General features: G+C 64.5%; 14 protein-coding genes. 4 read left to right on the top strand and 10 right to left on the bottom strand.

Annotation, left to right across the window (positions count from 1 at the left end):
- Positions 1-402 precede the first annotated feature (402 nt).
- The 3 genes from ACE1EY_RS05555 to ACE1EY_RS05565 all read right to left on the bottom strand — a co-directional run bounded on the left by ACE1EY_RS05555 (position 403) and on the right by ACE1EY_RS05565 (position 3763).
- A complete protein-coding gene (locus tag ACE1EY_RS05555; protein ID WP_291514115.1) occupies positions 403-1017 on the bottom strand; it encodes a DUF480 domain-containing protein in 615 nt (204 codons plus the stop codon).
- An 80-nt stretch (positions 1018-1097) separates the two neighbouring features.
- Positions 1098-1565, bottom strand: coding sequence for a cyclic nucleotide-binding domain-containing protein (locus ACE1EY_RS05560; RefSeq protein WP_291514116.1), 468 nt, complete (start codon positions 1563-1565; stop codon positions 1098-1100).
- Positions 1566-1927: 362 nt separating this feature from the next.
- Positions 1928-3763 (bottom strand): S8 family serine peptidase, encoded by a 1836-nt coding sequence (locus ACE1EY_RS05565; protein WP_370299652.1) that lies wholly within the window; start codon positions 3761-3763, stop codon positions 1928-1930.
- Between the two features lie 216 nt (positions 3764-3979).
- Here ACE1EY_RS05565 and ACE1EY_RS05570 point away from each other — a divergent pair, with 216 nt between their 5' ends.
- Both ACE1EY_RS05570 and ACE1EY_RS05575 read left to right on the top strand, forming a co-directional pair.
- A complete protein-coding gene (locus ACE1EY_RS05570; protein ID WP_291514118.1) occupies positions 3980-4885 on the top strand; it encodes a pirin family protein in 906 nt (301 codons plus the stop codon).
- Between the two features lie 16 nt (positions 4886-4901).
- Complete coding sequence (locus tag ACE1EY_RS05575; protein ID WP_291514119.1) at positions 4902-5297, top strand: OsmC family protein; 396 nt, start codon at positions 4902-4904, stop codon at positions 5295-5297.
- 7 nt (positions 5298-5304) lie between these two features.
- On the opposite strand, the gene ACE1EY_RS05580 is transcribed toward ACE1EY_RS05575, so the two are convergent.
- From ACE1EY_RS05580 to dapF, 7 genes are all read right to left on the bottom strand, one after another.
- Positions 5305-5742 carry a YtoQ family protein gene (locus ACE1EY_RS05580; RefSeq protein ID WP_291514120.1) on the bottom strand — a complete coding sequence of 146 codons (438 nt, stop codon included), beginning with the start codon at positions 5740-5742 and terminating at the stop codon, positions 5305-5307.
- A 14-nt stretch (positions 5743-5756) separates the two neighbouring features.
- Positions 5757-7124, bottom strand: coding sequence for an ATP-dependent protease ATPase subunit HslU (gene hslU, locus ACE1EY_RS05585; RefSeq protein WP_291514121.1), 1368 nt, complete (start codon positions 7122-7124; stop codon positions 5757-5759).
- Positions 7121-7660: an ATP-dependent protease subunit HslV gene (hslV, locus tag ACE1EY_RS05590; protein WP_291514122.1), complete on the bottom strand. Its 540-nt coding sequence runs from the start codon at positions 7658-7660 to the stop codon at positions 7121-7123. Before hslV ends, hslU begins: the two co-directional genes overlap by 4 nt.
- 87 nt (positions 7661-7747) lie before the next feature.
- A complete protein-coding gene (locus ACE1EY_RS05595; protein WP_291514123.1) occupies positions 7748-8296 on the bottom strand; it encodes a GNAT family N-acetyltransferase in 549 nt (182 codons plus the stop codon).
- A gap of 31 nt (positions 8297-8327) precedes the next feature.
- Positions 8328-9230: a tyrosine recombinase XerC gene (gene xerC, locus ACE1EY_RS05600; protein ID WP_291514124.1), complete on the bottom strand. Its 903-nt coding sequence runs from the start codon at positions 9228-9230 to the stop codon at positions 8328-8330.
- Entirely contained in the window at positions 9211-9936 is a 726-nt protein-coding gene (locus ACE1EY_RS05605) for a DUF484 family protein (RefSeq protein WP_291514125.1), read from the bottom strand. The genes xerC and ACE1EY_RS05605 overlap by 20 nt, the downstream gene beginning before the upstream one ends.
- Positions 9937-10020: 84 nt before the next feature.
- Positions 10021-10860 (bottom strand): diaminopimelate epimerase, encoded by an 840-nt coding sequence (dapF, locus tag ACE1EY_RS05610; protein WP_291514126.1) that lies wholly within the window; start codon positions 10858-10860, stop codon positions 10021-10023.
- 34 nt (positions 10861-10894) lie between these two features.
- On the opposite strand from dapF, the gene ACE1EY_RS05615 reads away from it, so the two are divergent.
- Both ACE1EY_RS05615 and ACE1EY_RS05620 read left to right on the top strand, forming a co-directional pair.
- Entirely contained in the window at positions 10895-11179 is a 285-nt protein-coding gene (locus tag ACE1EY_RS05615) for a hypothetical protein (protein WP_291514127.1), read from the top strand.
- A 102-nt stretch (positions 11180-11281) separates the two neighbouring features.
- Positions 11282-13381 carry a TonB-dependent receptor domain-containing protein gene (locus ACE1EY_RS05620; protein ID WP_291514128.1) on the top strand — a complete coding sequence of 700 codons (2100 nt, stop codon included), beginning with the start codon at positions 11282-11284 and terminating at the stop codon, positions 13379-13381.
- Positions 13382-13813: the final 432 nt, after the last annotated feature.

A 13813-nucleotide genomic window follows, 5' to 3' on the forward strand; every position in this document is an offset into this window, starting at 1 on the left:
CGGGTGTCGTCGTGGCGTTCTTGTGCAAGCTGATCAGCATTCTCGGATCTCGCTCCAGTGTGCCAGAGTGACCTTCAGGACCTCTCGGCCCATCAGCAGTGGACGGCGAGTATGAACGAGATATTCATCCGGGACCCCACAGTTAGCAATAACAGAATTCCAGCATATATTCCGTGCTGCGGGATTGCGGTGAGACATCAATTTCGCTTTTTGACGCGCCTCAGAATCACTACGACACCTCCCGGGAAAAATTGCCGTCCAAGTAATTAGTGAAATTAGCAAGACGTCACCGTAATGGCCTGGTGTTCATCCCCGGTGCCGGCACGAAGCTCTACCGCGGCGTCGGGGTCATCGTGCTGGCTGGTCTGGTGTTCTCGACGGTGGTCACGGTCACGCTGCGGCCTAGTCACCCGATTCCAGCGCTTGTACCCGGGCTTCCAGCGACTCGATCCGGGCGAGCAATTCGTCGCGTGATGTCGACGACCTGGCAGGTGCTGGCGCGGCGACCTCCGTCACGTCCGGTTCGCCACAAAGCGTGTGGGCCAATCGCGCTTCCTTCTGGCCTGGCTGGCGGGGCAGCGTCACGATGAGCGGCTGGCTGCGATCGGCCAGAAATTCCACGGCTTCGTCCAGTTGCTCCGGCGTGGTGGGGCCACGCAGAGTCTCGGCGCGGCTGCGCAGCTCCGAGCGGGTCTGGGCTCCGCGTAGCATCAGCATCGCGAGCAGGGCAGCAGAGTGATCCTTGAGCAGCAGCCGGTGCTTGAAGTTCTGCCGCCACTTGGGCACCCGCGAACCGAGATCCTCCCGACTGCAAAACCGCAGCTCGGCCAGCGTGTTCAGCGCCTTGCCGACCTCGCCTTCGCTGAGGCTCATGACCGGAAAGCGCGATGATTTCTGGTTGGACGCGGCCATGATGGCGTTAACCGTCATGGGGTAGTAGTTCGGTGTCGTGATCGATTTCTCGAACAGCGAGGCGAGGACGCGTGCCTCGGCGGGGCTCAATTCCGGGGTATCCACGGCGGGCTCCTGGGAGCTGTTTGGTGTTGGACTCACAGTGTGCCACGGAGAACGTCGGCCACTCCGCGCCCGCCGCCAGACTAGTCGTCGCCGTCGTCGATTGCGTCGCCGTCCTGCCCGAACAGACGGGCGGCCAGCCCCGGATCGCGGATCGCGCTGACGGTGGAACCATCGCCCTGTTGCAGCTTCAGCGTGGCGAGGTAGGCCGTGGTCTCGGACAGGCGCCTGGCCAGCTGCTCGGCGATGATGAGCGCAATGGATGGTCGGTCGCGAACCGCCTGCTCGGCATGTTCGATCACGTGGAAGCGGCAGTCCTCCATGGCGACCAGCGTCGCCGTGACCGGCACGTTCAACATGGCCGAAATCTCGCCGAACATCGCACCGACGCGGCGGACAACCGCCACCTCGACGCCCGAGCGCATCACCCGCACGGCGCCGTCACGCAGGATGAACAAGGCGTCGTTGGCGCCACCTTCGGTCAACACGGCATCGCCGGCGCAGACCCGTCGCTCCGGAAACCCTCGGCATAGTGTTAAGGAAGATCTCATCTATTCGCACCACCAGGGCGGAGACGGTTTTCCTGCAAGACTAGGCGGAACGAGAGCAGCTTGGTGATTCCAAGCAAACGAGTGACAACGCAGGTTTGTAGGAAAACCGCCTCCGCTCCATCCGGATTGCGCCTGAAATACGGCCATGCGGCGTTGCGCGTCGCTCATTTGGAGTCACCAAATTTCACTTCTCGCGCCTTGCCTGGCCGTATTTCAGGCGGCAACCTGACGGCGCGAATAGGTGAGAGCTTCCTTCGACTGCGCATGGTCCGGCCCGTCCTTGTGCCCGTTGCAAGCCAGCACATTACCACCACCGATTCGCAGGCAGTGCGCCGCCACCACGCCGGCCTTTCCGGTTGAGCTTATCGCCTGCGCAGGCCTGCCACACCGATCAGCAGCAGCAATGCACCCAGCCCCCATGCGCCGCCCGACCCGGTGGGCGGACTGCCCCCGGCGGAGGCGGCTCCATTGACGGGGTCGCCGGCTTTCGCGCTGACCTGATCGGCTTCTACCGTGGACAGGACAGGACTGGAGCCGGCGCCGGTGATGGTCAGCTTCACAACCCAGGTGCCGCCCGGTTGCAGCGAGTCCAGCGTGTATTGCTCGGCGGCTTTCGTAGCCGGCTGAGTCGCAGCAGATTCGGCCTGGCTCACCGTCGCACCGTCCGGCAGGTCCAGGCTTAGCACCAGTCCGGTCGCCGCAATAGCCGCATCATCCGGCAGGGTAATCGTCGCCGTGAACTCCAGCGCATCACCACTAGTGTTGCCGGCCGTCGCAATGTCCAGAATCGGCCGCCGCGTCACTGCCTCGTAAGCATCGATGCGACCGAAACCGGAGGTGTTGTTGGGGATATCCGCATCGCTAGTCCCGCCGCAGGTTTCGCCGTGGGCGAGCGGAACCGCGGTGTTCTCGATGATGGCGCGCACGTCGTCGACACGACCGATCAACTTGGTTTCGGAGGACAACAGCAAGGCCACCAGCCCGGCGACATGAGGACCCGACATGCTGGTGCCGCTCAGCGAAGCATATTCGCCATCCAGATAGGCCGACACCGTACTCACGCCGGGCGCGGTGACGTTCGGCTTGGTCCGCATCGACAAATCGGTGAGCACCGGCCCCCGGCTGGAGAAGCTGGCCATGTTGTCGTCGACGTCCGAGGCCCCCACCGTGAACGATTCCTCGTACACCGCCAATGGGAACGCGATGGTGCTGCACTCAGATCCATCGTTTCCGGCGGAGACGACCTGGACGATGCCGGCCGCTTTGGTGGCCTGATTCACATCGTCGAGCACCGGCGGCGCACAACCTTCCAGGCAACCCCAGGAGTTGTTCACCACATGCGGCGCCATGGCGGGATCGGCACCGTCCGGATCATCAATCGGATACGGGGCGATCATCCACTCCATGCAATCCATATAGGTCGGTACCGTGCCCAGACCCACGACGGGGTCGAGCAGCGACCGGCAGCCAATCCACTGCGCGCCCGGCGCCATGCCGATCTGCATGCCGTTGCCATCGTCGCCGACCATGGTGCCGGTCGTGTGGGTGCCATGGCCGTTAGAGTCGCAGGGCACGCCGGGATCGGAGCAAAACAGATCCGTCGCGCCGAAGGCGTTACGCCAATTGTAGTCATGGCTCGCCGTGCGCGATTGCGCATCCCAGCCGCGGTACTTGTCCTGCAGCGCCGGGTGGGTCCACTCCACGCCGATGTCATGGTCACCCACGACAATGCCTTGGCCGTTGAAGCCCGCGGCCCAGACCTCGGGCGCCCGCACCAGCGACACGCCGGCTTCCGCCGCCTTGTGCGAGACCGCCTTGGCGGCGGTCGCCGAACGGGGTTCCACGGTCACCGGAGCCGGTGCGGGAATCGGTTGCAGCCAGTGAATCTGGGTCACCGACTCCAAGCGCGCGATCGCCTCGATATCCGTGATGGAACCGGTGACGGCGATGCTGTTCGAGATCCAGAACGCCCGGTAGCTCACGCCTCGAGCATCGAGCAAAGCACGCAGAGGCCCCTGGCTTTCGGCGGCAACCTGCTGCAATGCAGTGACTACGTATCGGCCTTTCGCCGCCTTGTCGTCGATCGTGGCGGCCGGCGTCAGATCAGCGCGCGCATCGAGCTGCACCATGAACTCGGTCTGCGTCAGGGTCTGCAAGGCCTCAAGAAGCGGCTGGTCGACCTTCGCCCGCCAGTCCATGTCCATTCCACTGCCGACCCCAGATATCAGCAGACAGGCGACGGCCAAGAGACCGCGACGAATCGTGTTCATTCCATTTCCCCAGATCCAGAGCCAGTTCGGCACAGCAGAAGCGATGCCCTCAGCAAGAATCCTGCCGGAAAACATTCCCACTGTCTTTTGCTCGGATGACGGTTTGCAATGGCACACTGCAAACCCACTCGCAGGAGCGGCTTGATGAGCGACCACAAGGCACCTGAACCGGCCGTCACCGAAGCCACGGGCCACGTGACACGACTCATCCACGGCCGGTCGCGCGATCTTGGTGGCTTTGGCGTTCGTCGGGTCCTGCCGGCTCGGGAACACCGGATGATTGGCCCCTTCATTTTCCTGGATGAAATGGGGCCGGCGGAACTCGCCCCCGGCGAGGGTTTGAACGTCCGCCCGCATCCGCACATCGGACTGGCCACCATCACCTACCTGCTGGAAGGCGAGATCCTGCATCGGGACAGTCTTGGCTTCTCGCAACCGATCCGGCCCGGGGCGGTGAACCTGATGAGCGCAGGTCGCGGCATCGTCCATTCGGAACGTCCTGGATCGGATCTGCATCAGCGTTCGCGTCTGCACGGCCTGCAGACCTGGATCGCCTTGCCGACGGAAGCCGAAACCGGCGCTCCCTCCTTCGCGCACTACCCGGCCGACACGATTCCCATGACGCGGCGTGACGGCGCGCAGATTCGCGTGATCATCGGAGAGGCCTTTGGACTACGTTCGCCGGTGCAATGCCCGGCGCCGGCACTTTACGTCGAATGCCGGCTGGAGGCCGGCGCAAGGCTGGTCTGCCCCGAAGCACCGGAACTGGGGCTTTACGTGGTACACGGACAGGTCGATGCCGGAGGCCAGCCCTGCCCGCCCGGAACACTGGCCGTACTGCAGCCGGGTCGGGGCATCACGGTTCAGGCCCGCGACGCATCACTGATCATGTTGCTGGGCGGCGAGCCGGTCGGCAGCCGCCATATCTGGTGGAATTTCGTCGCCAGCGATCCATCGCAAATCGAACATGCGAAACAGGCCTGGACCGAGCGGCGGTTTCCCGATATCCCCGGCGACGATCAGGAATGGGTTCCTTTGCCTGCCATCTGACGGAGAAAACGCCACCATGAAGGTCATCGCATCCGCCCGCGTCCGGTCGACGGATCAGCCCTATCGCCAACTCATCGACACGCGCGGCTTTGAATTGACGGGCGACGAACCGCCGCATGACAGCGGTCCTGCGCCCTATGACTACTACCTGACCGGCCTAGGCATCTGCACGACCATCACCCTGCAGATGTATGCCGAACGCAAGGGCTGGGACCTCGGCGAGCTAACGCTGGAGCTGACCCTGTCGAAAAATGCCGAGGGCGAGACGGCCATCCATCGCCTGCTCGATGCCACGGGCGATTTATCGGAGGATCAGTGGGCGCGCCTGCTGGAGATCGCTGGCAAGACGCCGGTCACACGCACCGTCATCGACGGTGCTTCGGTGACCAGCGAACGCATGCGGCGGCGCTGAAGACGGCTCAAGCCTGTGACGTGACGTAACGCAAAAGCTCGACGACCTGCTTGGGCGTCTGCGCCCAGGCGAGGGCGGCTGCGTCCACTTCCTTGAGTGCATGCACCAGCGACTCGTCGTGCAACGTGATGTAAGGCTTGTCCAGCGCGGCGCAGTAACCGGCGTCGAACGCCGCATTCCACTGCTTGTACTTGTCGCCGAAGCGGACGATGGCGAGATCACATTGCTCGATCAGCGTCTTGGTACGGATTGCGTTGACGCGGGCCGACTGGTGATCCCGCCAGAAATCGGCGGTCGGCTTGCCCAGCACATCACCGGCGGCATCGCTGGCCGCGTGATCGGTGACCGGCGACGCGAAGTTGACCGGAAGATCCTCCGCGCCGGCGATGATCTGCTCGCGCCAGTCGGTGTGGATTTCTCCGGAAAGATAAACATTCCATTCCATGGTCTGGGTCTCGGCTAAAGGATGTATCGGGACAGGTCTTCGTCCTGCGCCAGGGCAGACAGCGTGTCGTTGACCAGCGCAGCATCGATGGTGACGGCGTCACCAGCACGGTCGGGAGCCTCGAAGGACAGGGTCTCGACCAGCCGCTCCATCAGCGTGTGCAGACGCCGGGCGCCGATGTTCTCGGTGCGCTCGTTGACCTCGCTGGCGATCTCGGCCAGCCGGCGCACACCATCCTCGACAAAGGTGACCTGCATGCCCTCGGTGCCCAGCAGCGCGGCGTACTGCTCGGTGAGCGAGCAATCCGGTTCGGTGAGAATGCGCAGGAAGTCGTCGGCGGTTAGCGCGGCCAGTTCCACGCGGATCGGCAGGCGACCCTGCAACTCGGGGATCAGGTCGCTGGGCTTGGACAGGTGGAACGCGCCGGAGGCGATGAACAGGATGTGGTCGGTCTTGACCATGCCGTACTTGGTGTTGACGGTGCAGCCCTCGACCAGCGGCAGCAGATCACGCTGCACGCCTTCACGAGACACATCGCCGCCGGTCACGCCTTCGCGCTTGCAGACCTTGTCGATCTCATCGATGAAGACGATGCCGTTCTGCTCGACATTGCGCACCGCACTGGCCTTGATCGACTCCTCGTCGACCAGACGGGCGGCCTCCTCGTCGGTCATGACCTTCATCGCCTGCTGGACCGTCATCTTGCGCTTGCGCGTGCGCCCCTTGGACAGGTTCTGAAACAGGCCCTGCATCTGGTTGGCCATTTCCTCCATGCCCGGCGGGGTCATGATCTCGACGCCTGGCGCAGCCATCTGCACGTCGATCTCGATCTCGGTGTCGTCCATCTGGCCTTCGCGCAGACGCTTGCGAAACACCTGGCGCGCGGTGCCGGTCTCCTGCTCGCGGGTTTCCGATCGCTCGCCGCCGTATTCCTTGGGCCGCGGCACCAGGGCGTCCAGCACGCGGTCTTCGGCCGCCAGCTCGGCCTTGGGCCGCGCAGCCTGCATGGCGGTCTCACGTTCCATCTTCACCGCGGCATCGACCAGATCACGGATGATGGAATCGACCTCACGGCCGACGTAGCCCACCTCGGTGAACTTGGTCGCCTCGACCTTGAGAAACGGCGCACGGGCGAGCTTGGCCAGGCGTCGGGCGATTTCGGTTTTGCCAACGCCGGTCGGGCCGATCATCAGAATGTTCTTCGGCGTGATCTCGCCGGCCATGCGCTCGTCGAGCTGCATGCGGCGCCAGCGGTTGCGCAGCGCAATGGCCACGGCGCGCTTGGCCTCGGACTGGCCGACGATGTGCTTGTCCAGCTCCTGAACAATTTCGCGCGGGGTCATCACCCCGGCGCCGGGGAGTGCGGGATTCGTCTCGTTCATGCGTCCAGCACCTCCAACGTCAGGTGATCATTGGTGTACACACAGGTATCCGCGGCGATCTTCATTGCCCGCTTCACGATCTCGTCGGCGGGCAGGTCGGTGTTGTCGACCAGCGCACGTGCCGCGGCCTGGGCGAAGCTGCCACCGGAGCCGATGGCGATGGAGGCGTATTCCGGCTCCATCACGTCGCCGGTGCCGGAGATCATCAGCGAGGCCGTGGTGTCGGCGACCAGCAGCAGGGCTTCGAGGCGCCGCAGCGCCCGGTCGGTGCGCCAGTCCTTGGCCATCTCGACCGCCGAACGCACGAGATTGCCGGAGTAGCTTTCCAGCTTGCCCTCGAAGCGTTCAAACAGGGTGAAGGCGTCGGCCGTGCCACCGGCAAACCCAGCGATGACCTTGTCGTTGTACAGCCTACGTACCTTGCGGGCATTGCCCTTGACCATGGTGTTGCCCATGGAGACCTGACCATCTCCGCCGATGGCGACGCGATTATCGCGCCGCACACAGAGGATGGTCGTTCCGCGAAACTGTTCCACGTGTTGTCCGTGTCTCGATTGTGGCCCCTATGTCGGGACGACGGCGGCCGGTTTCAATGTGAGCAGGCCAGACAACGAACCGGAACCCTACCCGGCGACCGCCTGCAGCCACTCGTAGCGGGTGGCGGCGCAAAGCCAGGCGTCACGGCGCTGGCCATCACGGAACAGGCGCTGGCCGAGCCGGGCCTCGCGCCGCAGCTGCAGCGCATCAGCCAGGGCAAGGCTCGGCGCGTTGTCACAATCGATGATCAGTTCGACACGCGCCAGCGCATGCTCGCGGAACGCCCGCCGCAGCAATGCGGTGACGGCGCGCCGGGCAATGCCGCGGCGCCAGTGGTCGGACCGCACCCAGTATCCGGCCTCGCTGGTGGCGTGAAGCATGTCCATTCGATGCAGGCCACAAATACCCAGCACCTGCCCGGAGGCATCAACAATGCCGTAGTTGAATTCCAGCCCCGCGCCCCGCAACACCGCCGATCGGGACTGGAACGCCTGCTGGTCGCGCAACGAATAGCTGGGCGTAAGCCAGTGCATCCAGGGCGCCAGCGCTTCGCGGCTGGAAATCACGGCGTCATAAGCCGACTGCGCGGACACATCTTCGACCGGATGCAGCTCTATCGGGATCGATGTCGTCATGAGCCGTTCGCGAGCCGGACGTGGGTGCGGCTCAATCCTCGCGCTTGCGGGCGCGGGGATGGGCCTTGTCGTAGACCTCGGCGAGGTGCTGGAAATCCAGATGCGTGTAGACCTGGGTCGTGCTGATGCTGGCATGACCCAGCAGCTCCTGCACCGCACGCAGGTCGCCGCTGGATTCCAGCATGTGCGTGGCAAACGCGTGCCTCAGACGGTGTGGATGCAGGCGTGTCGGCAAGCCGGCGCGCGTGGCGGCCTGCGCCAGCCGCGATTGCACGGCGCGCGGTGACAGGCGCCCGCCGCGCGAGGAGACAAACAAAGCCGGTTCATCCGGGGCGGCCAGTTCGCCACGCACGCGCACCCAGCGGCGCACCGCCTCAGCGGCCATCCGCCCGACCGGCACCTCACGCTCCTTGGCGCCCTTGCCCGTGACCCGCAGCATGCCGTCGTCCGGCCTGAAGTCGACCAGATTCACGCCGACGGCCTCGGCCAGCCGCAGGCCGCTGGAATAGATCAGTTCCATCAATGCCTGGTCGCGAACTCGTAACGGCGTTTCGGCCGGGCGGTCCAGCAGGCTGCTGACCTCATCGACATCCAGGCCCTTGGGCAATGGCCGTCCACGCTTGGGTGCGCGGACATCGGCAGCCGGATCGGCAGTGCAGCGGCCATGACGCAACAAATGCGCGTAAAAACTGCGCACTGAAGACAGCGCGCGCTGCAGCGAGGCCGCTGACAATCCGCGCCGGTGTTCGCTACCCACCCACTGGCGGATGTCGGCCACGCTGACCGCGGACCAAGCCGCCACATCACGCTCGCCGAGAAACGTCAGCAGGCGACCCAGATCTCGGCGGTAGGCCGCACGGGTATGCGGTGACAGCTGGCGCTCGTCGCGTAGCACCCGATCAAACTCATCCAGATCAGGGAGCAGCGAAGTCATCTAGGTGACGACGAATCGCCGCGGTCAGCAGATCGGCAATCAGGTCCAGGAACAGGGTGCCCATCCCGGGCCGGAACCGGCCGGGGTCGTCGCTGCCCACGGCGAGCAGACCCAGCGGATTGACGCGATCCATGGGCACGACGGCCGCTGAGGCCACCGCTTGCTCCCCGAAGAGTTGCGCCCGAGCCGCATCGCCCAGCGGACCGCATTCGATGAGGCCGGTGCGGATCAGATCGGCATAAAGCCCGCGCACCGGATGGTCGTGATCAATGTGCATGGCATTCGAGACGGCATTGCCGTCATAAAGGCCAACGAGAACGGCATCGACAGCGAAGGCACGGGTGAGCTGCGCTTGGGCGATGGCAATGGCGTCCTCGGCGGACGCAGCGCCAAGCAGGGCCACGGCCAGTTCATTGGCCTTGCGCATGCGCCGTTCATTCTGGCGGGCAACTTCGGCAAGCTGATGCATGCGTTCGCGTAGCTGCTCATTGCGCTGCCGCAGTACCGCCACCTGCCGCTCGATCAACGATGCTGCCGACCCCGCGGCATGCGCCAGTTCGATCTCCTCCAGCAGTTGCGGATGCTCGGCAAAAAACTCAGGCCTTTGCTCGATAAATGCGATGACGTCCTCCTCGGTCGCAGCCTGTACTGCCACCTCTTCGGGCGGGACGGCCGCCAATCCGAGCTTGTCGTCTGTACTCCCCATGCTCCCCACGCACTAAGTCCTTGAATCCACTTTAGATACTAACGAAAACTGCGATTGCTCGTTGGATGCGGCGATCAGCGCGCTTTAGGTCAGCGCCCATGTGCCGTCAAACACGGTCGTCGCCGGGCCTTCCATCCACAGCGGCTGGCCTGCGCCCTGCCACCGAATCCTTAACTCACCGCCGGGCAGCAACACCTGCACGGTGTCACCCACCGCGTCGGTCTGGCGCAGGACGGCCACCGCTGCGCAGGCCCCACTGCCGCAGGCCTCGGTCTCGCCGGCGCCGCGCTCCCAGACGCGCAGGCGAATACACTCGGGCGTGAGGATTTCGGCGAAACCGACATTCACCCGCTCGGGGAACAACGCATGCGTCTCGATCCTCGGCCCCAGCGTCCGCACCGGCGCTGCGTCGACGCTCTCAACCTGGAGCACGGCGTGCGGGTTACCCATCGAAACCGCACCGAATCGCCAGCGCTGGCCATCGATTTCGAGGCCATAGCCATCCGACCGAGCGCTCGCAATCAACGGAACCTGCGCGGGCTCGAAGCGCGGTTCGCCCATGTTCACGCGGATGCTGTCCGGCTCGACCTGCACCCGCATGGAGGTCGTGCGCGTGGCGAACACCAGTTCGGCCTTGTTCGTCAGCCCGCGGTCGATGGCGTAGCGGGCCACGCAGCGCACGCCGTTGCCGCATTGCCCGACCTCGCTGCCATCGGCATTGAGGATGCGATAGCCGAAATCCACCCCTGGCCGCGGCGGCGGTTCCAGCAACAGGATCTGGTCACATCCAATACCGCGCCGTCGGTCAGCGAGCAGCCGGAACTGCGCCTGGGACAAGGTCGCCGGCGTGCGCGTCGCATCGATCACGACAAAGTCGTTGCCGAGCGCGTGCATCTTGGTGAAGGCGAGGTGATGACTGGTCATTGAAGCTTCAAACGCCATGTGCAAGATTAGCGGGATGCATCGCTCCGCCCGCCAGCATCTGCTGCACGTCGTCGCCATTGCACTGCTTGCATTGCAGTGGAGTGCGGCGACGCATGCGGCCGATCACGTGCTGGAGCCGGTGCATGATTTGTGCGCACTGTGCCATATCGGCCAGAGCATGGCGGATGGACCAGCCACGCCGATGCTGTTGTCGCAGGCCGCGCCGACCGCCTGCCTCACCGAGCGCAGCCACGCCGAACCGATTGCCGAGATCGCCTGGGCATCACGCGCCGTGCGCGCACCTCCCATCACCGCCTGATTCGAAACCCGAAATCCGCCTGATCGCTGCGCAATTGTCCTGCGCGGCGTCCGGGCATTCCGTTTCGTGGGTCGCATCGCGATCCATCAGGAGTGATTTTCAATGAGCCGTTACATGATTGCGGTGGCGCTTGGTGCGTCCACCGCGGTGTTTGCCGCCGAAGAACCGACCGATACCCTTCAACTCGACCCCGTACAGGTCACCGCCGAGCCGTTCGCCGGCCGTGGCGAGCTGGAATCCACCCGCCCCGTTGATGTGCTGGTGGGCGAAGATCTGGACCGCGAGCGCGCCGCGACGCTGGGTGAAACCCTGGATCAACAGCCGGGCATCGCCAATGCCAGCTTCGGCCCCGGCTCCGGTCGCGTCGTGATCCGCGGTCAATCCGGGCCGCGCGTGCGTGTGCTCGATGGCGGCGTGGGCGTGATCGACGCCTCCACCGTCAGCCCGGATCACAACATTTCCACCGAACCATTCCGCGCCAAGCAGATCGAGATCCTGCGCGGACCGGCCGCGCTGCTATACGGCAACGGCGCCATCGGCGGCGTTATCAATGTCGTCTCCGATACGATTCCGACCGAATCCGTGGATGGCAATCACGGCGAACTCGGTACCCAGTACGACTCGGCCCGCAACGGCCGCAGCGTGTTCGGGCATGTGGAATCCGGCTTTGGTCGCTTCAACCTACATATCGACGGCCTGGCCCGTAGAACCGACGACATCGACATCCCCGGCTTCGCCGAGGCTGAGCATGAGGAGCACGAAGAGGATGGCGATCATGCGGATGAACACGAAGAGGAGGAAGCCTCCGGCACGCTGGCGAATAGCAGCACATCGACCAACTCGGCGGCAATCGGTACATCCTGGGTCGATGACTGGGGCTTTGTCGGCGCGTCGCTAACGACCTACCGCACGAACTACGGCATCCCCGGCCACCACCATGAGGAAGAGCACGAAGAAGAAGGCCATGAGGACGAGGAAGGCGGCGTGCGCATCGACCTGAATCAGCTCCGGTATGACGCCAAGTTCGAAGTCATGAACCCCTTCCCTGCGCTCGATCGGCTGCGCGGCGCTGTGGTGATCAGCGACTACGAGCACACCGAGATCGAACCGTCAGGCGAACCCGGCACGCGCTTCGAGAACGATGGCATTGAAGCCCGGATCGAAGCCACGCATGCACCGTTCGGCGATTTCTCCGGCGTCGTGGGGCTGCAATGGATCAACTCGGAGTTCTCCGCCATCGGTGAAGAAGCCTTCGTACCACCCGTGGACACGCAGTCAGTCGGCCTGTTCTGGGTGGAGGAATGGCAGCTGGACGCGCTGCGCCTGGAAGCCGGCGCCCGCGTGGAATCCACCGAGCACGAACCCGAAGGCGGAGCCCCCGCGCGTGACTATTCGACGCTCTCGCTTTCATTGGGCGGCAATCACGCGCTCAGCGATACCGTGAATCTCGCCGTGTCTCTGTCGCGTTCGCAGCGGGCACCCTCGTCACAGGAGCTTTATTCCAACGGCCCCCATCTGGCGTCGGAAACCTTCGAAGTCGGCAACCTGTCGCTGGACGAGGAAATCGCCAACAACCTCGACGTGAGCCTGCACTGGCACACCGACCGGTTCGACGCTGAGCTGACGGCCTTCGTCACCCGCTACAACGACTACATTTTCCAGGCCGAGACCGATGCCCTGCTGCCGGACGGCGAGCCCGACCGCGTCGACGAGGAGGGCGTGGCCTCCGCCGATGGCGAGCTGCTCTATGTCACCTACACCCAGGCCGATGCCGATTTCGCCGGCGCGGAAGCCTCCTTTTCCTTGCTAGCCGTGGACTCCGCAACCACCGGTCAATGGCGACCACGCCTGTTCGCCGACACCGTAAGCGGAGAGCTGACGGATGGAGGCTCCCTGCCCCGTATCACCCCCTCACGAGTCGGCGCCGGACTGGACTGGGAACGTGGCCCCTTCGGAGCAGACCTGCGCCTGACCCACGTGGCCCGTCAACGCGACACCGCCAGCCTGGAAACCGAGACCGACGCCTACAACCGGCTGGACGCAGACCTGACCTGGGTCATTCGGGGCCAGTACGAACTGCTGCTCGGACTGCGCGGGCGCAACCTGCTGGACGAGGAGATTCGTGATCACACCTCGTTTATCAAGGATATTGCACCGGGGGCCGGGCGGTCGGTGATTGTGGATGCGAGTGTGGTGTTCTAAGGCCGATCTGCATCCATCCTTCGCGTCTTGAAAGATGAGACGCAACCGCAGGACCACGGGTTTCGCCCTGCCGGGCGAGCCCCTTTTCTTTGCTCGCACAAAGAAAAGAGGCGAAAAGAAAGTGCGCCCGAGAACGTGGCCAGCCGCCTGCGGCGGCTGGTGCCCTGCGCTTCTCACAGCCGGTGGGCGTTGCAGACGGGCCGTCCTGGCCCGACTGCAACGGCTTCGGCATCCCTGCCTCGCTCGGCGCTGCGCGCCGACTGATCCACCGTCTGCTGCGATGCTCGGCCACGTTCAAGCGGGACCTAAAACCCCACACTTCAAGCAAAGCGGGTTTTCCGTGCCTTCTGCTCAGCCGAGACGCGCAGACGCCGGCGGAATAAGCGGGCCGGCTGTTTGAGGCCGCGTAGCGGGCGAGTTTCGGCCCGCCCG

Source organism: Abyssibacter sp. (assembly GCF_964229365.1).
In the GTDB taxonomy this organism is placed as follows: Bacteria; Pseudomonadota; Gammaproteobacteria; order Nevskiales; family OUC007; genus Abyssibacter.

Excerpts from the sequence above, each read along its gene's own strand:
- ACE1EY_RS05560 (WP_291514116.1), bottom strand. The coding sequence starts at position 1,565 with ATGAGATCTTCCTTAACACTATGCCGAGGGTTTCCGGAGCGACGGGTC.
- ACE1EY_RS05565 (WP_370299652.1), bottom strand. The coding sequence starts at position 3,763 with ATGGACTGGCGGGCGAAGGTCGACCAGCCGCTTCTTGAGGCCTTGCAG.
- ACE1EY_RS05570 (WP_291514118.1), top strand. The coding sequence starts at position 3,980 with ATGAGCGACCACAAGGCACCTGAACCGGCCGTCACCGAAGCCACGGGC.
- ACE1EY_RS05575 (WP_291514119.1), top strand. The coding sequence starts at position 4,902 with ATGAAGGTCATCGCATCCGCCCGCGTCCGGTCGACGGATCAGCCCTAT.
- ACE1EY_RS05580 (WP_291514120.1), bottom strand. The coding sequence starts at position 5,742 with ATGGAATGGAATGTTTATCTTTCCGGAGAAATCCACACCGACTGGCGC.
- hslU (WP_291514121.1), bottom strand. The coding sequence starts at position 7,124 with ATGAACGAGACGAATCCCGCACTCCCCGGCGCCGGGGTGATGACCCCG.
- ACE1EY_RS05595 (WP_291514123.1), bottom strand. The coding sequence starts at position 8,296 with ATGACGACATCGATCCCGATAGAGCTGCATCCGGTCGAAGATGTGTCC.
- xerC (WP_291514124.1), bottom strand. The coding sequence starts at position 9,230 with ATGACTTCGCTGCTCCCTGATCTGGATGAGTTTGATCGGGTGCTACGC.
- ACE1EY_RS05605 (WP_291514125.1), bottom strand. The coding sequence starts at position 9,936 with ATGGGGAGTACAGACGACAAGCTCGGATTGGCGGCCGTCCCGCCCGAA.
- dapF (WP_291514126.1), bottom strand. The coding sequence starts at position 10,860 with ATGACCAGTCATCACCTCGCCTTCACCAAGATGCACGCGCTCGGCAAC.
- ACE1EY_RS05615 (WP_291514127.1), top strand. The coding sequence starts at position 10,895 with ATGCATCGCTCCGCCCGCCAGCATCTGCTGCACGTCGTCGCCATTGCA.
- ACE1EY_RS05620 (WP_291514128.1), top strand. The coding sequence starts at position 11,282 with ATGAGCCGTTACATGATTGCGGTGGCGCTTGGTGCGTCCACCGCGGTG.